This window comes from Nonomuraea sp. NPDC048916 (assembly GCF_040649575.1).
Taxonomy (GTDB): domain Bacteria; phylum Actinomycetota; class Actinomycetes; order Streptosporangiales; family Streptosporangiaceae; genus Nonomuraea.
Genome location: NZ_JBEZFS010000008.1, coordinates 202,208 through 224,932 on the forward strand (window position 1 = coordinate 202,208; position 22,725 = coordinate 224,932).

Annotated in this window: 21 protein-coding genes and 1 pseudogene; 8 read left to right on the top strand and 14 right to left on the bottom strand. The window is 72.3% G+C overall.

Going from position 1 to position 22,725, the window contains the following annotated elements; all coding sequences use genetic code 11:
* The first annotated feature begins 82 nt into the window (after positions 1-82).
* Together AB0C16_RS10725 and AB0C16_RS10730 are read left to right on the top strand one after the other, a co-directional pair.
* A complete protein-coding gene (locus AB0C16_RS10725) occupies positions 83-1,744 on the top strand; it encodes an ATP-binding cassette domain-containing protein (protein WP_357681180.1) in 1,662 nt (553 codons plus the stop codon).
* Between the two features lie 146 nt (positions 1,745-1,890).
* Positions 1,891-3,120 carry a hypothetical protein gene (locus AB0C16_RS10730; protein ID WP_357681182.1) on the top strand — a complete coding sequence of 410 codons (1,230 nt, stop codon included), beginning with the start codon at positions 1,891-1,893 and terminating at the stop codon, positions 3,118-3,120.
* Between the two features lie 86 nt (positions 3,121-3,206).
* On the opposite strand, the gene AB0C16_RS10735 is transcribed toward AB0C16_RS10730, so the two are convergent.
* A complete protein-coding gene (locus AB0C16_RS10735) occupies positions 3,207-4,271 on the bottom strand; it encodes a hypothetical protein (protein WP_357681185.1) in 1,065 nt (354 codons plus the stop codon).
* 481 nt (positions 4,272-4,752) lie between these two features.
* Between AB0C16_RS10735 and AB0C16_RS10740 the strand changes: the two genes are divergently transcribed.
* From AB0C16_RS10740 to AB0C16_RS10750, 3 genes are all read left to right on the top strand, one after another.
* Complete coding sequence (locus AB0C16_RS10740; RefSeq protein ID WP_357681187.1) at positions 4,753-5,715, top strand: NADPH:quinone oxidoreductase family protein; 963 nt, start codon at positions 4,753-4,755, stop codon at positions 5,713-5,715.
* A 155-nt stretch (positions 5,716-5,870) separates the two neighbouring features.
* A complete protein-coding gene (locus tag AB0C16_RS10745; RefSeq protein WP_357681189.1) occupies positions 5,871-7,982 on the top strand; it encodes a hypothetical protein in 2,112 nt (703 codons plus the stop codon).
* A gap of 321 nt (positions 7,983-8,303) precedes the next feature.
* Positions 8,304-9,647, top strand: a complete 1,344-nt coding sequence (locus AB0C16_RS10750) for an MFS transporter (protein ID WP_357681191.1) — start codon at positions 8,304-8,306, stop codon at positions 9,645-9,647.
* Between the two features lie 53 nt (positions 9,648-9,700).
* On the opposite strand, the gene AB0C16_RS10755 is transcribed toward AB0C16_RS10750, so the two are convergent.
* The 9 genes from AB0C16_RS10755 to AB0C16_RS10795 all read right to left on the bottom strand — a co-directional run bounded on the left by AB0C16_RS10755 (position 9,701) and on the right by AB0C16_RS10795 (position 17,513).
* Positions 9,701-11,167, bottom strand: coding sequence for a dihydroorotase family protein (locus tag AB0C16_RS10755; protein WP_357681194.1), 1,467 nt, complete (start codon positions 11,165-11,167; stop codon positions 9,701-9,703).
* Between the two features lie 88 nt (positions 11,168-11,255).
* Positions 11,256-12,692, bottom strand: a complete 1,437-nt coding sequence (locus tag AB0C16_RS10760; RefSeq protein WP_357681195.1) for an MmgE/PrpD family protein — start codon at positions 12,690-12,692, stop codon at positions 11,256-11,258.
* Positions 12,685-13,518, bottom strand: a complete 834-nt coding sequence (locus AB0C16_RS10765) for a cyclase family protein (protein WP_357681197.1) — start codon at positions 13,516-13,518, stop codon at positions 12,685-12,687. Before AB0C16_RS10765 ends, AB0C16_RS10760 begins: the two co-directional genes overlap by 8 nt.
* Positions 13,519-13,651: 133 nt before the next feature.
* On the bottom strand, positions 13,652-14,272 hold the full coding sequence (locus AB0C16_RS10770) for a CoA transferase (RefSeq protein WP_357681199.1): 621 nt from the start codon (positions 14,270-14,272) through the stop codon (positions 13,652-13,654).
* Positions 14,273-14,317: 45 nt separating this feature from the next.
* Positions 14,318-15,205: a nucleotide disphospho-sugar-binding domain-containing protein gene (locus AB0C16_RS10775; RefSeq protein ID WP_357681201.1), complete on the bottom strand. Its 888-nt coding sequence runs from the start codon at positions 15,203-15,205 to the stop codon at positions 14,318-14,320.
* Positions 15,186-15,689 (bottom strand): hypothetical protein, encoded by a 504-nt coding sequence (locus AB0C16_RS10780; protein ID WP_357681203.1) that lies wholly within the window; start codon positions 15,687-15,689, stop codon positions 15,186-15,188. The genes AB0C16_RS10775 and AB0C16_RS10780 overlap by 20 nt, the downstream gene beginning before the upstream one ends.
* A complete protein-coding gene (locus tag AB0C16_RS10785) occupies positions 15,686-16,366 on the bottom strand; it encodes a TetR/AcrR family transcriptional regulator (protein WP_357681205.1) in 681 nt (226 codons plus the stop codon). Before AB0C16_RS10785 ends, AB0C16_RS10780 begins: the two co-directional genes overlap by 4 nt.
* Positions 16,363-17,364 carry a magnesium transporter CorA family protein gene (locus AB0C16_RS10790; RefSeq protein ID WP_357681207.1) on the bottom strand — a complete coding sequence of 334 codons (1,002 nt, stop codon included), beginning with the start codon at positions 17,362-17,364 and terminating at the stop codon, positions 16,363-16,365. The genes AB0C16_RS10785 and AB0C16_RS10790 overlap by 4 nt, the downstream gene beginning before the upstream one ends.
* Before the next feature lie 11 nt (positions 17,365-17,375).
* On the bottom strand, positions 17,376-17,513 hold the full coding sequence (locus AB0C16_RS10795) for a hypothetical protein (RefSeq protein ID WP_357681209.1): 138 nt from the start codon (positions 17,511-17,513) through the stop codon (positions 17,376-17,378).
* A 127-nt stretch (positions 17,514-17,640) separates the two neighbouring features.
* Between AB0C16_RS10795 and AB0C16_RS10800 the strand changes: the two genes are divergently transcribed.
* On the top strand, positions 17,641-18,063 hold the full coding sequence (locus tag AB0C16_RS10800; protein ID WP_357681211.1) for a metalloregulator ArsR/SmtB family transcription factor: 423 nt from the start codon (positions 17,641-17,643) through the stop codon (positions 18,061-18,063).
* A gap of 22 nt (positions 18,064-18,085) precedes the next feature.
* Here AB0C16_RS10800 and AB0C16_RS10805 read toward each other — a convergent pair whose 3' ends face one another.
* Positions 18,086-18,934 (bottom strand): IclR family transcriptional regulator, encoded by an 849-nt coding sequence (locus AB0C16_RS10805; RefSeq protein WP_357681213.1) that lies wholly within the window; start codon positions 18,932-18,934, stop codon positions 18,086-18,088.
* A gap of 190 nt (positions 18,935-19,124) precedes the next feature.
* On the opposite strand from AB0C16_RS10805, the gene AB0C16_RS10810 reads away from it, so the two are divergent.
* Together AB0C16_RS10810 and AB0C16_RS10815 are read left to right on the top strand one after the other, a co-directional pair.
* On the top strand, positions 19,125-19,865 hold the full coding sequence (locus AB0C16_RS10810; RefSeq protein WP_357681215.1) for an MBL fold metallo-hydrolase: 741 nt from the start codon (positions 19,125-19,127) through the stop codon (positions 19,863-19,865).
* A 171-nt stretch (positions 19,866-20,036) separates the two neighbouring features.
* The gene (locus AB0C16_RS10815) at positions 20,037-20,600 is read left to right on the top strand and encodes a hypothetical protein (protein ID WP_357681217.1); all 564 of its coding nucleotides are present in this window, start codon (positions 20,037-20,039) and stop codon (positions 20,598-20,600) included.
* A gap of 20 nt (positions 20,601-20,620) precedes the next feature.
* Here AB0C16_RS10815 and AB0C16_RS10820 read toward each other — a convergent pair whose 3' ends face one another.
* The 3 genes and pseudogenes from AB0C16_RS10820 to groEL all read right to left on the bottom strand — a co-directional run.
* Positions 20,621-21,505: a cytochrome c biogenesis protein CcdA gene (locus tag AB0C16_RS10820; RefSeq protein ID WP_357681219.1), complete on the bottom strand. Its 885-nt coding sequence runs from the start codon at positions 21,503-21,505 to the stop codon at positions 20,621-20,623.
* Positions 21,506-21,538: 33 nt separating this feature from the next.
* Positions 21,539-22,123 carry a redoxin domain-containing protein gene (locus AB0C16_RS10825; RefSeq protein WP_357681221.1) on the bottom strand — a complete coding sequence of 195 codons (585 nt, stop codon included), beginning with the start codon at positions 22,121-22,123 and terminating at the stop codon, positions 21,539-21,541.
* 421 nt (positions 22,124-22,544) lie between these two features.
* A pseudogene (gene groEL, locus AB0C16_RS10830) lies at positions 22,545-22,725 on the bottom strand (chaperonin GroEL); the annotation flags it as partial.

The window sequence follows — 22,725 nt, forward strand, 5'->3', positions numbered from 1 at the left end:
GCCGCACCCTCTTCCGGCCCGGTCGCCGCGTGGTGCTCGCACACGAAGTCCCCATCCACCCCGTGCGACTGCGAGAACCATCATGGCCAACCCCACCACGCCCACCGCCTCCGTGACCTGCTCCGCCCTGTCCTACCAGTGGCCGGACGGCACGAGCGTCTTCGACGGCCTCTCCCTCAGCGTCGGCCGGGGCCGCGTCGGCCTCGTCGGCGCCAACGGCAGCGGCAAGTCCACCCTGCTGCGACTGCTGGCCGGCCGGCTGCGCCCCTCCCAGGGGTCGGTGACGATCGGCGGTGGCCTCGCCTACCTTCCGCAGAACATCACCCTCGACACCACCCCGCGCGTCGACCAGGCCCTGGGCATCGCCGAGCGGCGCGCCGCGCTGCGCGCCATCGAGACCGGGGACGTGCGCGAGGAGCACTTCGAGACGGTCGGCGACGACTGGGACGTCGAGGAGCGGGCCCTGGCGACACTGGGCTCGCTCGGGCTCGGCGACGTCGAGCTGGATCGCACCGTGGGGCGGATGTCCGGCGGGGAGACGGTCCTGCTGTGCCTGGCCGCGCTGCTGCTGGAGCGTCCCGACGTGCTGCTGCTCGACGAGCCGACCAACAACCTCGACCTGGTCGCGCGCCGCCGGCTCTGCGAGGCCGTCGACTCCTGGCGCTCCGGCGTGCTGATCGTGGTCAGCCACGACCGTGACCTGCTGGAACGGGTGGACCGCATCGCCGAGCTGCGATCGGGATCGGTGACCTGGTACGGAGGCGGCTGGTCCGCCTACGAGGAGGCGCTGGCCATCCAGCAGGAGGCGGCCGGGCGGACGCTGCGGGCCGCCGAGGCGGACGTGCGCCGGCAGAAGCGCGAACTGGAGGAGACCCAGATCAAGGTGGCCCGGCGCCAGCGGCACAACAAGAAGATGGACGCCCAGCGGCGGGCCCCGAGAATCGTCGCCGGCGAACGCAAGCGGTCCGCGCAGGAGTCGGCGGGCAAGCTGCGCGGCCTGCACGAGGAACGTCTCGACGAGGCGCGCGAGCGGCGCGAGGAGGCCGCGGACGCGATCCGCGACGACGCCGAGATCCGGGTGAGCCTGCCCCACACCGCCGTGCCCGCGGGCCGCACCGTCCTGAGCCTGCGCGAGCTGCGCCCGAGGTTCGGCCGGCTCCTCCGGGGCGACCTCCACGTGCACGGGCCCGAACGCGTCGCGCTGGTCGGACGCAACGGATCCGGCAAGACCACGCTGCTGCGCACCCTCACCGGAGAGCTCGAGCCGCTGTCGGGCGAGGCCAGGACGTTCGTGCCGCTGCGGTTCCTCCCACAGCGGCTCGACGTGCTGGACGACGAGCTGAGCGTCGCGGCGAACGTGGCCCGCCTGGCGCCCGGGATCACCGACAACCACATCCGCTCCCAGCTCGCGCGGTTTCTGTTCAAGGGGGCACGAGCCGAGCAGCCGGCCGGCACCCTCTCGGGCGGGGAACGCTTCCGGGCGGCCCTCGCGGCGACGATGCTCGCCACGCCCGCCCCGCAGCTGCTGATGCTGGACGAGCCGACCAACAACCTCGACACGGCCAGCGTGCGGCAGCTGACGAGCGCTCTCGGCTCCTACCAGGGGGCGCTCCTGATCGCCAGCCACGACCTGCCCTTCCTCGAATCGGCCGGCATCACCCGCTGGCTGCTCCTCGCGGAGGAGCTTCAGGAGACCACCGCCGAGGAGGTCCGCGACCTGCTCGAAGCGGCGGCGGCCGGCTGAGACCCCGCGGCCCCGCGCCGGCAGCCCGCCTCGGTCGCGGTGAAGGCGCCGCAGAGCACGGGCAGCCCGAGCCGCCGCGCCTCGCCGAGTGACAGGACCATGGTTTGGCTGATATTTCATGATCTTTCGCTCTAGGGTGTCGTGGCATGACGCCTTCTCGATGGCGCCCGTTGATTCGGCTGGCCATGGTCGTGGTGGCGGCCGCGGTCGTCGCCTCCTCCGCCCCAACGGGCCCATCGACCGCGACCGGGCGGCCCGGGGTGGCCGTACGGCCGGGCCCGTCGCCCGTAGCCGTGGTCCCGCATCCCGGTTGGCGGGTCGTGCCCGCCGCCGAGCCGATCTGCCGCGCCTGGCCGGAGGGCGGCCCCAGCATCGCCCATCTCGCTGCCGTGGCCGCGACCGGTCCCGACGACGCCTGGGCCGTCGGGCTCTGCGAGTCCGCGGACTGGAGCTGCGGCCCCGAGGGCGTCGGGTGCGACAACGAGAACCTGGACGCCCCCGGTGTCGGCATCGTCCAGCACTGGGACGGGCGACGATGGACCCAGGTGCGCGTGCCGGACACCGAAGGCTTCGACTCGGTGGTCGCGTTGTCCAAGGACGACGTGTGGATCGGCGGCGGCGACGGCCCCTTCCACTGGGACGGACGGCGTTGGTCGAGAGCCGTCCAAGGACTGAAGGCGGGCAATGTCCTCCTGTCGGGCGTGACCTCTTCCAACGTCTGGGGATTCGACGGCTCGCGGCTGTACCACTGGGAGGGCCGGCGTTGGCGGCAGGTGAAACTGCCCGCCGGATGGCACATCACGTCAGGCAGTTCGGCCGTCACCGCCGGTTCGGGCGATGACGTGTGGGTGCTGGGGATGAGCACCAAGGTGGACGAGTGGGTGGGCGATGGACGCTTCCGTGACGCCCGTTACGACGGCGGCCGCTGGCACTTCCTGCCCAGGCCGCCCAAGGGCTACACCGTGACCCGCAACGCCGTCGTGGACGGCGAGACATGGGCGGTGCTGACCCGGCCCCAGCCCGACGCGACCTTCATCGCGCCCCTCGTCGTCCTGGCCCGCTGGGACGGCCGCCGGTGGGCGCGATCCTCGTCTCCGATCCGGATGTGGGACCGCGTCCAGGCCGTGGCCGGCGACGGACGGGGCGGACTGTGGCTGCTGACGGACGCTGCCGAGCACCAGTACGTATGGCACTGGGACCGCAGCCGGTGGAACGTCCTGGAACTGTCGCACCCGCTGACTGCGCGCACGGCGACGGTGCACGCCCTGGCCCACGTGCCGGGCACGACCACCGTCTGGGGCGTCGGCCAGTTCGGCGCCAACGACAGTCGCGACGAGCAGCCGTTCATCGAGACGACCGGCCCGCTCCCGCACTGACACGCCGTCCCGTCCGCGTCATCGTCGTCCGCGTCGTCCGCGCCGGTCCTGGGCGCGCCGGCCGGGGGGTGGGGTCCGGCAGGCCGCTATCGCGAAGGTTCGGGGAAGCACCATCCCGTCAGGAGCTCGCCGATCGTGGTGGCGCAGAGCATGTGCGGGTGCAGCAGCTCGGCCCGCTCCCGCGGGATGCCGCCGGCGAGGGCGGCGTCGGTGAGCGCGGCGCCGATCCACTCGGGGTCGGCGGGCTGCCCGTCGTCCTTGGTGATCAGCAGCTCACCGGCGGGACGGCTGCGGCGCAGCACCTCCAGCAGCCGGCGCGCCGGCCAGGGCACCGGGACGGCGACGATGTCACCGCCGTGGTTGCGGTAGGTGATGACGCTGTGCTCGGTGCCATCGGCCTCGGCCACGGTACGGAACCCGCGGGTGGTCAGGCCGGCCAGGGTCCCCATGGGGGCTCCGGTGCCCTCCAGCAGCGCGACGGCGGCGGCCGCGGTCAGCCTGCCGTCGCCGGCCAGTTGTGCGACGCCTTCGCGCAGCAGCCGGCGTTCCTCGCGGGTGAGCGGCCGGTTGACGCCGGCGCGGCGGGACTCGGCAGGCTCCGCGCCGGCGGCGGGACCCGGCCGCGGCGCGCCGCGCAGCCGGGCGTACGTGTAGAAGGACCACAGGGTGGCGCTCCTCTTGGCCACCGTGGAGTTGCCCAGCGGCTTGCCGGGTGTGCGCACGCCCACGGCGAGCGTGCCGGAGGCGGCGGCGTCGCGGTAGGAGTCGAGGTGGTCCTCGGTGACCGCGAGCAACTCGACCGCGGGCCGCAGGGAGTGGAGCCAGCGCAGGAACGCGGCCAGCACTCGCAGGCGGGTCCGCCGACCGGCCGGGGAGGGGGCGTCGGCCAGCCAGTCGGCGACGGTGCGCCAGACCGGCGCGTCCAGGGCGTCGACCAGGTCGACGTCGGCGCCGGGCGCCTCCCCGCCGTCGCGCGCACGGCGGCGCGGACGCAGCCCGGCGAGCTGCCCGACGCTGGTCACCGGCGGGCCGGCCTGCGAGGCGGCGGTCTCGGGCTCGGCCGGCCCTCGGCCTCTGCCGGCTGACGCGGAATCGAGCGCCAGGACCGTCGCCGAGGCCGGCCTGCTCCCGTCGAGTGGATGCGTGTTCATCGCCCGCTCCGGGTGAGGGCCGGATCACTGTTGACGTCCGGATCAGTGTTGACGTCCGGCAGGGAGGCCCCGGTCGAGAGGAGACGGCCGCCGGAGCCGATGACGGCGACGTCGCCGCCCTGCGAACCGGAGCGCGGATGCGCGAGGTGAGCGCGGGCAGGTATCGGCGCTCGCCCAGCGGCTGCGTGGGTGCGGGGGGCCGCCGTGGAGGCACAGAGGCGACGGCACGGCGAGCTGGGGAGGCCGGTCACGATGGTGATCGTCTCACGATGGCCGCGTGTGCTCCAATTCCGGCCGGAACGGGCGACCGCCCGCGCGAAGGATCGGGGCTCGGGAGGGGAAGACGGCGCCGGGAGGTTCCCGGAGATCTGCCGCGGCCGACGCGCCCGGCCGATGGGGAACCCCGTGGACCGTCAAGCACACACTCACCGGCCCGCCGTACCGGGTAGAACGCGGTTCGGTGGACGCGTAGGGTGGCGTGATGCGCGCGTTGATCTGTGAGAAGTTGGGCTCGGTCTCGGTGGCCGAGACGGACGCCCCGGAGCCCGCCGCCGGCCAGATCGTCATCGCCGTCGAGGCCGCGGGTGTCAACTACGTCGACGGGTTGTTCGTCCACGGCCGCTACCAGATCAAGCTGCCGCCGCCGTTCGTGCCGGGCAGCGAGGTCGCCGGCACGGTCAGCGCCGTCGGACCGGGCGTGACCGGGCTCGCGGTGGGCACGCGGGTGATGGCGGTGTGCGGGCTGGGTGGTTTCGCCGAGCAGGTCGCCGTTCCGGCCGCCGGCGCGGTGGAGATCCCCGACACCCTGGACGCCGCCCGGGCCGCCACGTTCGCCCAGAGCTACTGCACGGCGCTGTTCGCGTTGCGGAACCGGGGCGGTCTGAGCGCGGGGGAGACCGTGCTCGTTCTGGGCGCGGGCGGTGGGGTCGGGCTGGCGGCGGTGCGGGTGGCGACCGCGCTCGGCGCGACGGTCCTGGCCGGGGCGTCGAGCGAGGACAAGCGGCGGGCCGCGCGCGCCGCGGGCGCCGTCGCCGTGGTCGACACCACCGGCCAGAGCGTCAAGGAGGCGGCCCGCGAGTTCTCGGCCGGCGGGGTCGACCTGGTCTACGACCCGGTGGGCGGTGACCTGGCCGAACCCGCACTTCGGTCGCTGCGGCCGGGCGGGCGTTATCTGGTGATCGGGTTCGCCTCGGGGGCCATTCCGTCGCTGCCGCTCAACCAGGTGCTGCTCCGCAACCGCGCGGTCATCGGGGTCGACTGGGGCGCCTGGTCGATGGCCGATACCGCCGCCCAGCGCGCCCTGCTCACCGAGCTCCTTCACCTCGTCGCCGAAGGTGTCCTGAACCCCGCCGCCCCGGCGACCGCCCCGCTGGAGTCCGGGGCGCGGATCCTCGACGATCTCCTCCACCGCCGCGTCACCGGCAAGATCGCCCTCATCCCCTGAGACGGCCGGCCGGCGACGGTCGCACCGCTGCGGGGAGCTCCTGTGCGGTCGGCGCGCCGGCCCGGCGGGCATGCCGTCACGTCAGCGCCCGTGACTCGGTCGCCCGCCGGAAAACCCGCAGAACACGGGCGTGTTGCGGCTATAGAGTGCCGCTCGTGGACAATCTGGAAAGCCTGGTCATCGCCAGGCGGTTACGAGTCCCCGTCGACGCTCCCGCCGGCTCGGCCCCAGGCTGGGGAGAGGTGGCCGCCCGCCAGCTCGACGCCGCGCTGTTGAGCGTCGGTTTCACGTGCTCGGCGGACCTGCTCGAACGCCTGACGACGCTGCCCGGCGAGACCGTGGTGGATCTCGGCGTAAGGGTCCTGGCCGCCGTCCGCGGCCTGGTGGGCGACCATGTCCAGCACAACGCCTACTTCATCGATTTCCCCGCGAACGTGCCCGAGACCCTGGAGTTCTGGGCCGGCCTGCTGCGCGAGGCCCTGCTGGACCCGGTCGCCGTCGAGCGCGTCCGGCCGCCGACGCTCGACCTGCTGACCCTGCCGGGCTATGGGCGCTACCAGCACGCCTACGCCGACCTGCTGGCCGCGCACGCCGAGCTGATCCCGCTGGCCGGGGACCGGGTGACCGTGCTGGAGCTGGGCGGGAGCCTGGAGTCGGAGGCGCGTGCGCTCTACTTCTCGCTGGCGGGCTCCGAAGCGCCGCCGGCCGCCGAGGACCTGACGGCGCTGCGCCGCCTGGCCTCGTTCTGCGCCGACCAGCCGGAGCACGTCCCCGTGCGCGAGAACCGCGCCGTCGTCAACGAGGCGCGGCTGGCCGCCGGCCGGCCGCTGCTCGCCGACACGGTGACCGACGTGCTCCGGCTCGCCTGCGGCCTGTCCGGCGGCGATGTCACGCTGGCCACCCACACCAGGTTCCGCTCGTTCCGCCGCGCCGAGCGCCGCGCCCTCCTGCACGCCCTGGACCTGGTCGCCTCCCCGGCCAAGCTCGGTGACGTCCCGCGCCACCGCGAGCAGTGGAAGCGGCTCGGCGAACGGCTGCATCCCCACGAGTACCCGCGGTTCCCGGGAGCCGCCCGCGTCTTCGAGACGGCCAGGGGCGCGCGCGGGGCCGCCGGTCTCGACAGCCGCGTCGAGGCCGCCCTGTCGGCGGGCCGTACCGCCGACGCCGTCGAACTGCTGGAGAAGGCGCCCGGCGCGCTGCTGCGCCGCCTCGACCACCTGCTGCGGACCGGGCTCTCCCCGTCGGCCGTGCTCGACGCCGCGGAAAGGGCCCTGCCGGGCGCCTCCGGCCGCGTCCTGCTGTCCCTGCGCGAGCACCTGCAGAACCGGCTCGCCCCCGCCTCCGGCCGCGTCTTCGCCAACCGGTACGGCAGGGCATGGACGACGGCCGACTTCCGCTCGCCGATCGAGGAGAAGACCCTGTCGAGGGCGCTCGCCATCCTCGACGAGGAGATCACCCGCCGCCTCCCCGACCCCGGCGAGCTGATCGTCGATCCCGGCGTGCTCGACGTCGCCCTGCCGCTCTCCGGCAAGGCCGTCTCGCCCGGGCTCGGCACCCTGCCCCGCGGCTCGCTCTCCCCGGTGGACGGCGACCTGCTCAGGTTCTTCGTCCACTGGCGCCAGGCCGGGCGGCGCACCGACTACGACCTGTCCGCGCTCATGCTCGACGCCTCCTACGACAATCCGACGCACATCTCGTGGACGAACTACACCAACGGCTTCGCCGAGTACTCCGGCGACCTCACCGAGGCGCCTCACGGCGCGTCGGAGTTCATCAACATCCGGCTCGCCGACGCGACCCAGCCGATCATCATCCCCAAGGTCGACATCTACGCCGGGGAGCGGTTCGACGAGGCCGCCGAGGCGTTCTTCGGGTACATGACCAGGGACGCCGAGCAGGAGGGCCGGCCGTTCGAGCCGCGTACCGTGCGCATGAAGTCTGACCTGCGCGGTTCCGGACGGGTCGCGCTGCCGCTCGTCTTCCTCCGCGGCGACGACGGCGAGTGGCGGGTGAAATGGCTGCATCTCTACCTGAAGGGGCATCCTGGCTTCAACCAGGTGGAGGGAAACCGGATCACCACCTCTCTGCTGGTGCGCTCGATCGTGGAGCGCGACTACCTGCGCGTCCGCCACCTGGCCGACCTGTGGCGGACGAAAGGCTCCTCGGCCGGGCACGTCACCTACATCGGGCTGGAGGCGCCGACCGGTCTCCCGCCGGGCTCACGGGTATACGCGCCCGGGACGCTGCACGAACTGATCCCCGCCTGATAGCGTGAGGACCCGCGAGGCCATGGGAAGGCTTCCTTCTCGATTACCTTTGATTCCAGTCTTCCCGCTCTCCTCGCGTTCCGGTCGTGAGGCCATTCGAGGGCTTCCTTCTTCCCTGGTTCGAATCCAGGTAGGCCCCATGGGCCTGCTGGCCATCCAGCACTCGAGCCTTCCTCACGACCGGTCTGCCGCGCGGGCCCGCCTGACTTCGCTGGGCCCGGACACGGCGTGAGGCCCGGGGCGATGAGTTCCTGACGGCCGATCGGTCTTCACTCGTGTCTACTGGCCTTGACCCGATGGCGCGCGCTGGAGGAATCCGACATGACCGAACCGACCGCCGGGCGTTGGCTGCGCGGGCCGCTCCGGCCGTTCCGGCACGGGCAGTACCGCCTGCTCGCCGGGTCGCTGACGGCGTCCATGCTGGGCGAGGGCCTGTGGCTGATGGCCATGGTGTGGCAGGTGATCGCGCTCGGCGGCGCGGCCGGCGAGCTGTCGATCGTGTCGACCGGCTTCGCCGTCGGCATGGTCGCCACGGCCCTGCTCGGCGGGGTGGTCGCCGATCGGGTGCCGCAGCGGCGCATCCTGCTGGTGACCGAGGCGGTCCTGTCGGGCGCGGCCGTCGTGGTCGCCGCGCTCGCGCTGCTCGGTGTGGTCGAGATCTGGCACCTCGCCGTCGTCTCGCTGATCCGCGGCATGGGCGGCGGCTTCTACTACCCGGCGTACTCCGCGATGCTGCCCTCGATCGTGCCGGCCGACCACCTGCTCGCCGCGAACGGCCTTGAGGGGACGTTGCGGCCGGTCATCATGCAGGCCGCCGGCCCGGCGGTCGCCAGCTTGGTGGTGGCGGCCTACTCGCCGGGCGCCGCGCTGGCCGTGGGGGCCGTGACGCAGGTGGTGGCGGCGACCTTCCTGGTCATGCTGCGCCCCGTTCCGGTGCGGCGCGACCAGAGCGCCGACCCGGCGGTGCATCCGGCGCGGTCGATGCTCGCGGACCTGCGCGAGGGCTTCACCTACATGGTCAGGACACCCTGGCTGCTCGCGACGCTGGTCTTCGCCTCGCTGATGATCCTCGTGACGATGGGGCCGATGGAGGTGCTCATCCCGTTCGCGGTCAAGGACGGCGCGGGCGGCGGGCCCAAGGACCACGCGATCGTGATGGCCGCCTTCGGCGTCAGCGGCGCGCTCGCCTCGCTGGCGATGGCGTCCCGCCGGCTGCCGAAGCGCTACCTGACCTCGATGATCCTGATGTGGGGCCTCGCCTGCCTGCCGTTCGTGCTGATCGGACTGGCTCGCGACGTCTGGGTGATCGCCCTCGGGGCGTTCGTGATCGGCGCCCTGTTCAGCGCTCCGATGGTGATCTGGGGCACCCTGCTGCAACGCAGGGTGCCACCGGCCCTGCTCGGCCGGGTGTCCAGCCTCGACTTTTTCGTCTCGCTCGTGTTCATGCCGGTGTCGATGGCGCTCGCCGGGCCGGTCAGCGTGGCGATCGGGCTCAGCGCCACGTTCGTCATCGCGGGCCTCCTGCCGCTGCCCATCGCCGTCGGGGCGATCCTGCTCGCCCGGATGCCGGCCGACGAGGTCGCGCACCCGCTCGACCACGCCGCCGGCGCGGCACCCGACGGGGACGACGCTGGGGGGACGCGGGAGGCCTCGCCCGCGCGCTGATCCCGCCCGCGCGACCGGACTGGTCCCGGCCCGTTCCCGCCCGGCGTGGCGGGTCAGCCGGTGACCGGCCGCGCCAGGTAGCGGCCCTGCGGGTCGCCCGCGACCTTGCCGTCCTCCAGCACCCGGTGGCCGCGCAGGAAGGTGTCGGTCACCCTCGCGGTCAGCTCGAAGCCCTCGAACGGCGTGTACTCCTGGGTGGACTCGGAGTCCTCCGCGCGCACGGTCCAGGTCGAGTCTGGGTCCACGAGGCAGAAGTCGGCGTCGAGACCCTCGGCGATCGCGCCCTTGGTCCGGAGGCCGAACCTCCGCGCGGGGTTCCAGGAGAGCAGCCGGGCGACGTCGCCGTAGGAGAGACCGCGCCGGGAGCCCTCGCTGATCAGGCCGGGCAGCAGATACTCGGCGCCGCCGAACCCGGACTTGGCCAGGAAGACGTCGTCGCGCGGCTCGCCGAACTTCTGCTCGTCGCGGCAGCAGGCGTGGTCGCTGACCACCCAGTCGACCTTGCCGTCGAGCAGGTGGGCCCAGAGCGCCTCGACGTCCTCGCGCGGGCGCAGCGGCGGGTTGACCTTGCCGCCGATGCCGCTGGCGGTGGTGATGTCGGCGAGCAGGTGGCCGATGGTCACCTCGCGGCGGAAGTCGATGTGCGGGAACGCCTCGGCCATCCGCAGCGCCGCGTCCATCGCCTTGGCCGACGACAGGTGGAGCAGGTTGATCGTGGGCAGCCCGGTCTCGTGCGCCAGGTAGGAGGCGATGCTGACGGCCAGCCCCTCCGAGTGCGGGGGACGGGAGGCGCTGTAGGCCTCCAGACCGGTGAGCCTGCCCTCCTCCTCCACCATCTGCGTGTACGCGCTCATGATCTCGGCCGTCTCGCAGTGCAGGGAGAGCGAGATCTCGCCGGCCAGCTCGGGGAACCGCTCGCGGGCCGCCTGGATGCCGCGCATGACGAACTCGAAGTGCGCGTAGTCATAGCGCTCGCCCTCGGGGATCATCAGGAAGGCGTTCTGGTCGGCGGACCGCCCGTGCAGGCCGTGGCTGCCGTAGAACATGAACACCTTGAACGACGTCACCCCGTGGTCGCGCACCAGGGCGGGGATCTCGTCGATGTGGCGGCGCATCATGGGCGCGAGGTGGAAGGCGTAGTCGACGTACGAGCGGCCCTCGGAGGCGTCCAGGACCTCGGGGAAGATTTCGTCGTACGGGCCGCCCTTGTTGAGGTAGTACCGGCCGGTGCGCATGTAGGTGAGGGCGGAGGTCACGCCGCCCTGGGCGCAGGCCCGGCTCTCGGTCTCGGTGTCCACGGCCAGCGGGTTGTAGATGCCCCAGTGCTGGTGGGCGTCCACCGCGCCGGGGAAGGCCAGCTTGCCGCCGCCGTCCACGACGGTGTGGGCCCCGGCCGGGTCGAGGCCCGGCGCGACCCGGACGATCCGGCCGTCGAGGACGCCGATGTCGGCGGTCTCCGGCTCGGGCCGGTCGTGCCGGACGACCCCGACATTGGTGACGATCACATCGAACGATGCCACTTGGTTCTCCTTAGCGGGCAGAAGCCTTGGGGCAGAAGGCTTAGGGAGCACAAGGCCTGGCGGGTAGAAGGCCTGGCGGGTAGAAGGCCTAGGGGGCAGAAGGGGGAATCTCGGTCAGCCGGGTGAGCGGGCGCATGACCTCCGACACGCCGGTGAGGCGGTCGAGTCGCATGACGAGGTCGCGCACGGTCCGGGCGGACTCCTCCGGCAGCCGTCCGGCCACGTTCTCGCGGAACTTGCGCGCGAGGTCGGCGTCGGAGAGCGGCCGGGCCGGGCCGCCCCGGTTGGCCAGCACCTCCTCGGTCCACTCGCGGCCGTCGTCGGCGCGCACCCTGACCACCGCGGGGAACTGGTGCGGGAAGATGGCGTCGCAGCGCTCGTCGGGGACGACGTCGACCAGGGCCATCAGCGCGCGGCGGGCCGGGTCGCGGGCCAGCTCGTCGCTGAAGTCGTCGAGGCCCACGCCGAGCCCGGACCCACCGATCAGCCCGGCGACCACCGCGTACGGCCCGCTGAACTGAGCCTGGTAGCCCGTCTCCGGGGCCCGCTTCCGGTCGAGGGGCTGGCCGATGGTACGGATCACCGCGGCCGGCACGCGCAGCTCGATGTGCTCGATCCGGTCGAGCGGGACACCCCGCGCACGCAGCGCGATGCCCGCGTCGATGGCCGTGTGGGTGAAGTGGTTGGCCGGGTAGGGCTTGAAGAAGATCCCGGGCACCGCCCACTCCTCGCCCAGCCCGTCGAGCACCTGGCCGAGGTCGGTCTCGCCGCGCAGGAACGCCTCGAAGAACCCGAAGCGGCCCTCCAGGACGGTGGGCGGGCCGGTGAAGCCGCGCCGCGTCAGCCCCGCCGCGGTGACGGCCGACTGCGCGGCCCAGCCGCAGTGCAGCCGCTTGACCGTGCCGCCGGTGCGGTTGGCCTCGATGATGCCCGACGCGAACGACGCGGTGATCCCGAGCGCGTGCTGGACGCCGTCGACGCCCAGCCCCATCAGCAGGGCCGCCGCCACCGCGCCGCCCATGGCGCCGCAGATGGAGGTCGCGTGCTGGCCGTGCTCGAAGAAGACCGAGTTGCCGAGCTCGCTGTCGTAGCCGGCCATGCCGAGCCGTACGGTGACCTCCAGCCCGGCGGCCACCGCGGCGACCGTGTCGGCCCCCGAGGCTCCGGACGCCTGGGCGGCGGCGAGCGCGGCCGGGACGACCGCCGCGCTCGGATGGAGCACGGACGGCAGGTGCGTGTCGTCGTAGTCGAGGGAGTGGGCGAGCACCCCGTTGGCGAAGGCGGCCTGCGGGGCGGGCAGGCCGGCCGCCACGCCGACCGCGCCGGCCTCCGGGGTCCCGCCCTGGTCGGCCACGTAGCCGGCGGCGGCGGCGCTGGTCGGCAGCCGGTAGGCGGCGACGCAGAGGCCGAGCACGTCGAGGATCCGCCGGCGCACGCTGTCGGTCACCTCGTCCGGCAACGGCCCGGCCAGGGTCCCGGCCGCGAAGCGGGCAAGTTCGGCCGCGAGCACCGGTGTCTCACCCATGGCCGACCACCGCCAGGGGACGGACGGGCGACCCGGTCGCGCCGAAGATGGGCAGCGGGGACAGCACGAAGACGAACTCGTGCACGCCGTTGGCGGCGAGCTCGTCGAGCGCCATCGTCTCGATGATGTAGACGCCCCGCTCGACGAGCAGCACGCGGTGCGCCGGCAGCAGGCCGTGGCCGCTGCCGGGCTTGAGCCGCTCGAAGGCGATGGTGTCGGCGCCGACGGCGTGCGCCTCGTGGTCGGCGAGCCAGGCCGCCCCGGCCTCGCCGACTCCGGGCACGCCCGACTCCAGGCCCGTGTAAGCGTCGCGGTCGCCGAAGAGGCGCCCCCAGCCGCTGCGGATGAGGACCACGTCGCCGGCGCCGATGGGTGTGCCCTGCCGCTCGACGGTCGCCGCCAGGTCGTCAGGGGTGATCTCGTAGCCGGGCGCGCAGCCCTCCGGCGTGCCGAGGGTGGCGGGCACGTCGAGCAGGACACCGCGGCGGAGCATCGGGGCGATGGTGTGGGCCCCGAGGGCGGCGAACCTGCCGCCCCGGCTCGCCTCCACGGCGTCGGACCCGTCGAGCAGCCTGCCGTCCTGCGACACGTGGGCGAAGGCGTCGATGTGCGTGCCGACGTGGGTGCCCATCGTGATGACGTCGTTGGCGGCCGAGCCGCCGTCGGCCCGGACCATGTCGCCGTGCCGGCGCGGCAGCGCGTGCCAGAAGGCCGGGTGGTTGGGCGACTGCGGCATCCCGATCGTCAGGGGGCGCCCCAGATCGTAGATCCGGATCCCGTCGCGGACCGCCCGCAGCAGCAGGTCGGTCGTGGTGGCACCGTCCAACTCTCCTCGCCCCAACTCTCCTCGGCTCAACGCTTCTCGCCCCAACTCTTCTCGGCTCAACGCTTCTCGTCCTTCGTCACTGGTCTGGACGCCGGTGAGGCCGGCGTCTGTCAAGCGATCACCCGTCTGGCGCTCAGGTCCTCCACCGTCTCGGTGTCGGGGCCGAGCTCGTCCAGGAGGATCTCGTCGGTGTCGGCGCCGAGGCGCCGTCCGGTGAAGCGGAAGGACGCGGTGATCCCGCAGATGCTGTCGGCCAGGCCGAACGCCCGCAGGGTCGGCGGGCCGCCGCCTCGCCGGTGAGGTGGGCGAAGCCGCTCATCGCCTCGGCCGGCGTGCCGAACCCGGCGCGGGCCGCGTAGGGCCCCTGCTGGCCGAAGCCGGTGATCCGGACGATGACCAGCCGGGGGTTGGCCTCGTGGAGGACCTCAGGCCCGAGCCCCCAGCCTTCGAGCGTGTCCGGCCGGAAGTTCTCCACCAGCACGTCGGCCGTCGCGGCGAGCCGCCGGAGGATGCCGGCGCCCTCGGGAGCCGACAGGCTCAGCCCGAGCGCCCGCTTGTCGCCGGAGATCTCCTTCCACCAGAGCGGCACCCCGTCCTTCGACGGGCCGTGCCCTCGCGTGCCGTCTCCGTTGACCGGGTGCTCGACCTTGATGATCTCGGCGCCCTGGTCGCCGAGGATCTGACAGCCCAGCGGTCCGGCGAGGATGGTGGACACGTCCAGCACCCTCAGTCCGGTCAGCGGGCCGTCTTCCACCTTCGCTCCATGTTCCGCTATAGCGAACGCTGGTCCGCTCAGAGGCTAATCAGTGATTCCTGTCAGGTCAACGCACCGCGTCCACCGGGCGGCCAACGTCTGTGATGGTTTGGACGATTCGGCCGTCTCGCACCCGAGGGCGCCCTCGTCTCTGTCGGTCGCTCGTTCGGCGAGGGCCTCGAGTTCGGTGACTGCTCGGTCGGTGGCCGTCTCGGCGGCGATCTCGGCCGCCAGCCGCTGCGCTTCGCGGCGGTAGGACGGGTCGTGCAGGACCCGGTCGACCGCGCGGGCGATTGTGCGGGGTGAGCTGCTCTTGCTCACCGTGATCCCGGCGCCGGCGAATTCGACGTGCCGTGCCACCTCGCGCTGGTCTCGCCCGAGCGGCACGCAGACCAGGGGGACCCCGGCGGCCAGGGACTTGACGGCCGTCCCGTGGCCGGCGTGCGTGATGGTCACCGCGGCGTGGCGCAGCGCGATGCTGTGCGGGGATGCCGCGGTGACCAGGACGTTGCCGGACGCGCGGACCGTCGCCGGGTCCACGGCCGGGCCGGTGGTCAGCAGCCCGCGCACCGGCAGCGTGCCGAGGGCTTCGGCGATGCGCTCGAGCACTATGCGCTGGTCCATGAACGATGAGCTCAGGCCGACCAGCGCCAGCGGTGCGTCACCCGCCGGCAGCTCCAGTTCCCCGGCCCAGGCCGGGTCGTCGAGCCGTGGGCCGACGTGCCGCACGTGGGCGGGCAAGCGTCGGCTGGGGTAGTCGAGTGCACGCGGGGACAGCACGAGCAGCCGGTCGACGCGATCGAACGCGTCGATGACCGAGTCCACCGGCGCTAGGCCGTTGGCGAGGCGGGCGGCGTTGAGCGCCGGCAGTCCCTTCCCCCACGGTTTGAGGATCAGCTGGGTCAGAACCCGATCACGCAGGCGCCCCAGCACGCCCGTGGCGGGGGCGAGGCCATGGACCGGGCGGTGGCGCCCCAGGAGTGGGGAACGGATAAAGGCTCGTCGCCAGCGAGGCCACGGGGATCCCGGCGGCCTCGCCGCCAGTGAGCGCGCCGAGCAGCATGTGCTCGGCGACCAGTACGTCGGCCGGGCGGGCACGCAACTCGGCCAGCGTGTCCCGGGCGTAATCGGCCGCGGGGCCACAGACAATGCGATCCCTCAGCCGCGCGAACTCGCCCAGTGGCGTGCGGGCCTCGAAGTCCTTGATGACGTCCTTGACCGGATCGGTGACGTCGCCCTGGGGCGCCGTCGTCCAGGCGATCGGCTCCACGCCGCTGGCGGCGACCTCCTCGTGCAGCGACCTGTCGGCCAGCACCCGGACGCCGTGGCCGCGTTCGCGCAGCGCGCGGGCGACCGACAGGACGGGTGGCACGGCTCCGCCGCCTGCCCAGGTGGCGAACAGGAAATTGCTGCTCATGGTTCCTCTTCCGCGGGGTCGATCGAGATCAACAGGTCGCACATGGCACGTTCGGCGTCCTCACGCGACAGGCCGAGGTCGCGCCGCCACAGCTTCCACAGGTAGACGTCGGTGGCGGCGTAGTGCAGGTTCAGCGCGTGCTCGCGGGTGGGGCCCGGGGCCGGGAGGCGGTCGGCGAAAACCCGTTCCAGCCACGCCCGATGCTGGCCGCGCGCGTGAGCGGCCGCCCGGGCGATCGCCGGGACACGGTCGACCTGCGCGATCCAGAGCACGTTGGCGTCGCCGTGCCGCTCGTAGTCCTCGAACAGCGTGGCCACGATCGCCGCTACATCACCGGTCGGCGTCTGACGGGTGACCGCCGCTTGTGACGCCACCCAGTCGGTGACGGCCTCGGCCAGCTCATCCTTGCCACCGAAGTGGTTGACGATCGTCTGCACCGACACACCCGCCTCATCGGCGACGTGCTGCAGCGTGACGTCGTCGTACCACCGCTGCATCCACAGCGCGGCCGCCGCCTCCAGCACGCGCGTACGCGTGACCTTCATGGCCGCGGCACGGGCACCCATGCGGTACGGACGCCTGACCTTATTTTCCATGGAGTTATACTTATATTCAATTGAGGAGCGGGTCAAGTAAAAATCGGCTCCCTTGACGGGGGTGAGCCGCACGCTGGTCATAGCCAGTTCTTCTTGCGGAAGACCCAATACAGCAGGCAGCACGCCAGGACGGTGATGATCGTGGAGGTCCAGAACCCGATCGACTGTCCCGAGCCCGGGTAGGGCACGTTCTGGCCATAGAAGCCGAAGACCATCGTGGGCACCGCGATGATCGCGGCGATGCTGGAGACCTTCTTCATGATGGTGTTGAGCCGGTAACCCTGCTGGGTCAGGTGCGTCTCACGGATGTTGCCCAGCAGGTCACGCAGCGAGTCGGTCCACTCGGTCACCCGCAGCACGTGGTCGTAGACGTCCTGGTAGTAGGGCACCAGGGTGGGCTCGACGACGTGCACGTCGCGCCGCAGCAGGCTGTTGACCACCTCGCGCATCGGCAGGGCCACCCGGCGGAAGTCGACCAGGTTCTTACGCAGCGCGAAGGCGCCTTGTTGCCAGTCCTTGCCGAGAGGCCGGTCATCGAACAGGCACTCCTCCAACTGCTCGACCTGGCCGTCCAGAGCCTGGATGAGCTCGAACTGGCCGTCGACGACCGCATCGAGCAGGCCGTGCAGCAGGTAGCCGACGCCGTGTTTGGCCAGGTCGGGGCTGGCGTCCCAGCCTTTGACCACCGCGTCGATGTCGAAGTCGTCGCTCTCGCGGACGGTGACCAGCGCCTGGCGGGTGACGAACATGTCGATCTCGGTGGAGCGCAGCAGGCCGCTGTCGGTGTCCAGGCCAACGGCGTAGACGGCCAGGAACAGGTGGCTGTCGTAGACGTCGAGCTTGGGCCGCTGCCGGTCGTGCAGCACGTCCTCCACAGCCAGCTCGTGCAGGCCGAGTTCCTCGCTGATGGCACCGAGCTCGGCCGGGGTGGGGGCGCACAGGTCGAACCAGACGGTGGCCGAGGGGTCGGCCAGGTGGTCGGAGACCTCGGCGATCGGGAAGCCTTCGGCGGCCACGACCCCGTTGCGGTACAGGCGGGTACGGCAGGCGGAGGCTTGACGAGTGGGAGAGGCGGACATGAAGCGACCTTTCAGGGGGGTTTCACGGCGAACAGCAGGGAGGCTGCGACCATGGCGAAGGCGGGCAGCAGCGCCCAGCGCAGCAGGAGGTAGCCGATCTCCTGCTTGATGGCGGTGGTGCCGAGCGAGATGCCGATCTGCTGATACACCTCATCCAGCGAGCTTCGGGTGTCGGCGTCGTAGGCAAGCGTTCGATCACCACGGTCGTGGTCACTGGTGTCACCGCCTTCCTGATGCGCAGTGGTGGGAGGCTGAGCTCCAGTCTAGAATTCTTGCATGGTTGCGCAAGTTCCTTCAGATTCGCCGGTCGTGTCCGTCGAGGCGATCGTGGACCTGCTCAAAGCGATCGCCGACCCGACCCGGTTCCAGATCCTGCACGCGGTCTCCATCCAGGAGTACGGCGTCGGCCAGCTCGCCGACAAGATCGGCGCACACGTGGCCGCCATCTCCCAGCACCTGGCCAAGCTGCGCGCCGCCGGGCTGGTCAGCACCCGCCGCGACGGCACCCGCATCTACTACCGAGCCGCCAACCCCCACGTCGCGGGCCTGCTCGCGGAAGCGGGCCTGCTCACCGGTTACATCAGCGGCGTGATCGAGCCGCCCGAGGGCGACGGAACGGGGAGCGTCGCCGCGCAGGAGGCGAAGCGCCCGATGTGGGCGCTGAACTCCGGCTCGACGCATCCCCTGCGCAAGGCCTAGACCTGCGGGGATGCGGGTTGCGCTACGGCTGGGCGGGACGGTAGCCGAGCTGCCGTGAGACCTCGGCCGCCGCCTGCCTGACGAGCCGGCCGTACTCTTCGGTCTCGCCCGCGCTGAGCCGGCTGACCGGACCGCAGACCGAGATGGAGCCGTAGACACGGCCGGTGGCCTCGTAGACCGGAGCGGCCACCGAGGCCGCGCCCTGCTGCCGCTCGCCCAGGCTCACCGCGTAACCGCGCCGCCGGGTGAGCTCGAGCTCCTCGAGCAGGCGGTCGGACTCCTGGATGGTGATCGAGGTCAGCGCGTCGAGCGGCCCGGAGGCGAGGTAGGAGCGGATCTCGTCGGGCTCCATCGCGGCGAGGATGGCCTTGGACGAGCCGCCCGCGTGCAGGGGGTAGAGCCGGCCGAGCTGCACCGACATCTGGATCTCCTGCGGAGACAGCACCTGCGTCAGGTACATCCGCTGGTAGCCGTAGCGGACGGACAGCGTCGCGGTCTCCCTCGTGCGGGCCACGAGGCGTTCGAGGTGTGGCTGGGCGATGCGCGGCACCTCCATCTGCGCCATGGCCGCCAGGCCCACGCTCACCGCGCCGGGCCCGAGACGGTAGCGCCGGGTGCGCTCGTCGAAGGAGAAGAAGTCGGCGGCGACGAGGGTGCGCACCACGCGGTGCACGACGGCCTTGCTCAGCCCGAGCGACCGCGCCAGCTCCGACACGCCGATGTCGGGCTCCTTGGCCGCGGCCACGGCGAAGATCACCTGCAGGGCGCGCTCCACGCCGCTGCTGGTCTGCCCCTCGTCGGCGGAAGGCCCGGTTTCGTGCGCCGACGAGCGACCGGTGTCCCCGGAGTTCGTGTTCTCAACCGACCGCACAAGGCCTCAGCATAGTCCCGATCCACGCCGCCCCGGCTTCCCCATGATCGGGCCCGGTCGTGCCGCTTGGCCCCCTCCGGTACCCGGATTCCGTCCGTCGCGGCAGTCCCCGCCCGCCACGTTCGGGGCTCGGTGCGAATAAGATCCGCATTGTCCTTGACGGGAGTTCCAGGCGGGTCAGGAGATCGCATTGAGGCTTACGGTGCTGGGAGGCTGCGGGGCGTGGCCCGGAGCCGGGCAGGCGTGCAGCGGATATCTCGTCGAGTCCGATGGGTTCAGGGTGCTGATCGATCCGGGCTACGCCACGCTGCCCAGGCTGCTGGAGTCGACCGCGGCCGAGGAGATCGACGCGGTGCTGGTGAGCCACGGCCATCCCGACCACTGCGCCGACCTGAACCCCCTGCTGCGCGCCCGCGCGCTGGGAGACGAGCCCCCACCGGCACTGCCGGTGTACGCGCCGGCCGGCGCCCTCGACGCCGTGCTGCTGCTGGACAAGCCGCGGATGCTGGCCGGCAGTTTCGTGCCGCACGACCTGGTGGCGTCGCGGACGCTGGAGATCGGCCCGTTCCGGCTCGACACCTGGGCGTTGCCGCACCACGTGCCGAACGCCGGGCTGCGGCTGAGCAGCGGCGGCAAGACGCTCGCCTACACCGGTGACACCGGCCCGGCCGACGCGCTGGTGGATCTCGCCAAGGACGCCGACCTGCTGCTGGCCGAGGCGACCTATCCCGAGCACGTGCCGCAGGAGGACGCGCCCTACCTGTCCAGCGCCCTCGGGGCGGGACGCACCGCGGCGGCGGCCGGCGCGGCGCGGCTGCTGCTCACGCACCTGTGGCCCGGCACCCCGCCCGAGCCCGCGCTGGCCGCGGCGGCCAGATCGTACTCCGGTGAGCTGGCCGTCGCCTCCGCGGGCGTCACCGTGCGCCTGTGAGCCGCCGCTCTGGTGTCGGGTGAACCGATCAGGTCCGTGCCACGTTTGAAGGGCGTGATATTCCGGATACTTGCCACGCTCTTCCTGATTACCGCCTTGTCAGCGGTTTCGGGGGGCACAGCGGGGGCCCGCTCGGCCTGCCAATGCGTTTCGCGGACGCCGCAGCAGCACGTGGACGAGGCGGCGGCCGTTTTCTCAGCCACCGCCACAGCTGTCCGGGTCGACGAACCGCTGCTGGGCGGCGGCTTAATCACCGCGACCTTTCGCACCGACCACCTTTACAAGGGCGAGCCCGAAACGGAATTCGAGGTGTCCACCAGGGCACAGGGATCGGCCTGCGGATACACGTTCGTGAAGGGCGGACGCTACCTGGTGTTCGCCCGTTCCGCCGACTCGGGACCGGCCACGACGCTGTGCTCGGGCAACCTGCGACTACCGGCGGGGGAGCAGCCGTTACGGCTCTCTGACCGGACGCAGGGCACGAAACTCACCCCGGAGCTGATCGCCGCCCTGGGAACGCCTACCCGCGTGGACGCCGAGCAGGAGCCCCCTGCTCCTGACCGCGCCGATCTCAGGGCGATCGCCACGGTGGTGGGAGCACTCGTGTTGACAGCGACGGTCATCTGGATGCGCACGAAGCCTTTGCCGATCCGGAACACGAGGCCGGGAGCCGAAACGGCCCCATCGCGTCCGAGACGCGCGTCGACGGAGCCAGAGTCGCCGCGCGGCGCCTGATCGCCCTGGACTCGCAGGGATCAGCCTGACGCGAGCTCTTCGGCATCCCCGCCGGACACGCGAGCCCGTCGCCGCCGCACCACGCGCACCGCGAACGCCGCGAGAGCGAGCGCGGCGAGCGCGGCGGCGATCCAGCCCGCGCCGATGGCCGGCCAGCCCGCGAGAACGCCTTGCACCGTGGTCGCGGCGTTCACGATCGGGTCATCGGTGACCTGTCCGGCGAGGACGCGCAGCTCGTACCAGCCGTAATACAGGACATACAGCCCGGCCAGCACGAGCAGAGCGCCACTGACCCTGGACACGTACGGCAGCAGCCGCCGCAACCTGGCCACCGCGGCGGCACGGGCGAGCGCCACCGTCAGTGAAAGGACGGCGATGACGAGACCCATGCCGAGCGCGTAGGCCACGAAGGCCGCCGCGCCGCCGAGCACACCGGCCCCGGACAGGGAGGCCGAGGTGACCGCGAGGAAGGGGCCCACGGTGCACGACAGCGAAGCCATCGCGTACGACAGGCCGTAGCCGTACAGGGACAACGGCGAGGTGGCGGGGCGGCCGGTGGCCAGTCCCGGGAGGCGAAGCAGCAGCTCACGACCGGACAGCAACCACAGACCGAGCCCGGCCAGGAACGCGCCGATGACGAGCGTCACCCACGGCAGGTAGCGGCCGACCGACACGGCCAGCGCGGTGACGGCCAGCCCGAACAGGGCGAACACCGTGACGAACCCCGCGGTCATGGCGGCCGACAGCAGCAACGCCCGCGCCACCGGCCCGCGGCGCCCCGTTCCGCCGTCGGCGATCAGCAGCGTGAGATAGGCGGGCAGCATCGCGAAACCACACGGGTTGAACGCCGCCACCGTCCCGGCGGTGAGCGCCAGGGCGAGCGGCAGGTCGACGACCGCGTTCACGCTCGCACCGCCGGGCTGTCACTGGCCACGGCGCTACCGGCCGAGCAATCGATGGACGTGGCCATCCAGCGCGTCCTGGTCGAGCGGACCGGAAACCTTCATGGTGGAGCCGTCCGGCTTCATGAACACGAACGTGGACTGCTCGCTGACTCCCAGACCGGTCCACACCGCGCCGTTGGTGTCCGCGAGCTGCGGGATGCCGCCGGTGCCGGTGCGCTCGACGAACTCCTTCATCGCCGCCTCGGTGTCGAGGCCCGCCACGCCGACGAACGCGACGTCGCCGAACCTGGCGGCAGCGGCCTTGACCGCGGGCGCCTCCGAACGGCACTTGGGACACCAGGGCGCCCAGAACCAGAAGACCACCGGTTTGCCGGCCAGGCTGGCGCCCTGGAAGGACCGGCCGTCCAGCGTTCTGGCGGAGAACGCCAACGCGGCCGGCACGGCCGCCGTCGTGGCCCGGTCAGCCGAAGCCGCCGGCGACGCCGGCGCGGAGGTCACCGTGGCCGACGGCGGCGGGTCGTCGAACGCGGGATTCGCCTCCTCCCGCCCCGCACCGCCACAGGCGGTCACCAGCAGGACCACCGAGGCCACAACACCCACCGCTCGTAATGTGATCATGCATTCAGCTTAGGGACACTCGCCCGCGCGATTCCTTACAGGCTCGTGACGGCGCCGCCCAAGGCGCCGTACCGGGGCGAGAGGCCGGTCTCGGCCGGCCGTCCTGGCGCGTCCATACTCGGCCAGGGCGTGGAAGGCGGCCTTGGGACGGCAGCCCCGGGACCGCGTCGCAGTGCAACTCGTCGCGGATGATCCGCGTCTCGCGGCGCACGATGTCCGGGTCGAAGGGCTCGTGGGTGGTGGTTCCCGCAGAGGGGAAGCCGGTGTCGTAGGTGACACCGTGGGCACGCATCAGGGGCCTCCGTGCGTGGTCGTGGGGGTGGGACATGCGAGGCGACAGCCGGGCGGTGCCGGGCCGCACGGGATCCAGTCGGTGGCACCGCTCGCGGCGTACGCGCTCGGCTTCCGGCGCGGGGTGGGGTCAGAAGTCCATGTCGCCGCCGCCGGGCATGCCGGCGGGAGCGGCAGGGTGCTTCTCGGGCTTCTCGGCGATGACGGCCTCGGTGGTGAGGAAGAGCGCCGCGATGGAAGCGGCGTTCTGCAGCGCGGAGCGCGTCACCTTGGCCGGGTCGATGATGCCCGCCTCGAACATGTTGACGTAC

Excerpts from the sequence above, each read along its gene's own strand:
- AB0C16_RS10760 (WP_357681195.1), bottom strand. The coding sequence starts at position 12,692 with ATGGGTGAGACACCGGTGCTCGCGGCCGAACTTGCCCGCTTCGCGGCC.
- AB0C16_RS10730 (WP_357681182.1), top strand. The coding sequence starts at position 1,891 with ATGACGCCTTCTCGATGGCGCCCGTTGATTCGGCTGGCCATGGTCGTG.
- AB0C16_RS10800 (WP_357681211.1), top strand. The coding sequence starts at position 17,641 with ATGGTTGCGCAAGTTCCTTCAGATTCGCCGGTCGTGTCCGTCGAGGCG.
- AB0C16_RS10740 (WP_357681187.1), top strand. The coding sequence starts at position 4,753 with ATGCGCGCGTTGATCTGTGAGAAGTTGGGCTCGGTCTCGGTGGCCGAG.
- AB0C16_RS10825 (WP_357681221.1), bottom strand. The coding sequence starts at position 22,123 with ATGATCACATTACGAGCGGTGGGTGTTGTGGCCTCGGTGGTCCTGCTG.
- AB0C16_RS10780 (WP_357681203.1), bottom strand. The coding sequence starts at position 15,689 with ATGAGCAGCAATTTCCTGTTCGCCACCTGGGCAGGCGGCGGAGCCGTG.
- AB0C16_RS10725 (WP_357681180.1), top strand. The coding sequence starts at position 83 with ATGGCCAACCCCACCACGCCCACCGCCTCCGTGACCTGCTCCGCCCTG.
- AB0C16_RS10750 (WP_357681191.1), top strand. The coding sequence starts at position 8,304 with ATGACCGAACCGACCGCCGGGCGTTGGCTGCGCGGGCCGCTCCGGCCG.
- AB0C16_RS10785 (WP_357681205.1), bottom strand. The coding sequence starts at position 16,366 with ATGACCAGCGTGCGGCTCACCCCCGTCAAGGGAGCCGATTTTTACTTG.
- AB0C16_RS10735 (WP_357681185.1), bottom strand. The coding sequence starts at position 4,271 with ATGAACACGCATCCACTCGACGGGAGCAGGCCGGCCTCGGCGACGGTC.
- AB0C16_RS10790 (WP_357681207.1), bottom strand. The coding sequence starts at position 17,364 with ATGTCCGCCTCTCCCACTCGTCAAGCCTCCGCCTGCCGTACCCGCCTG.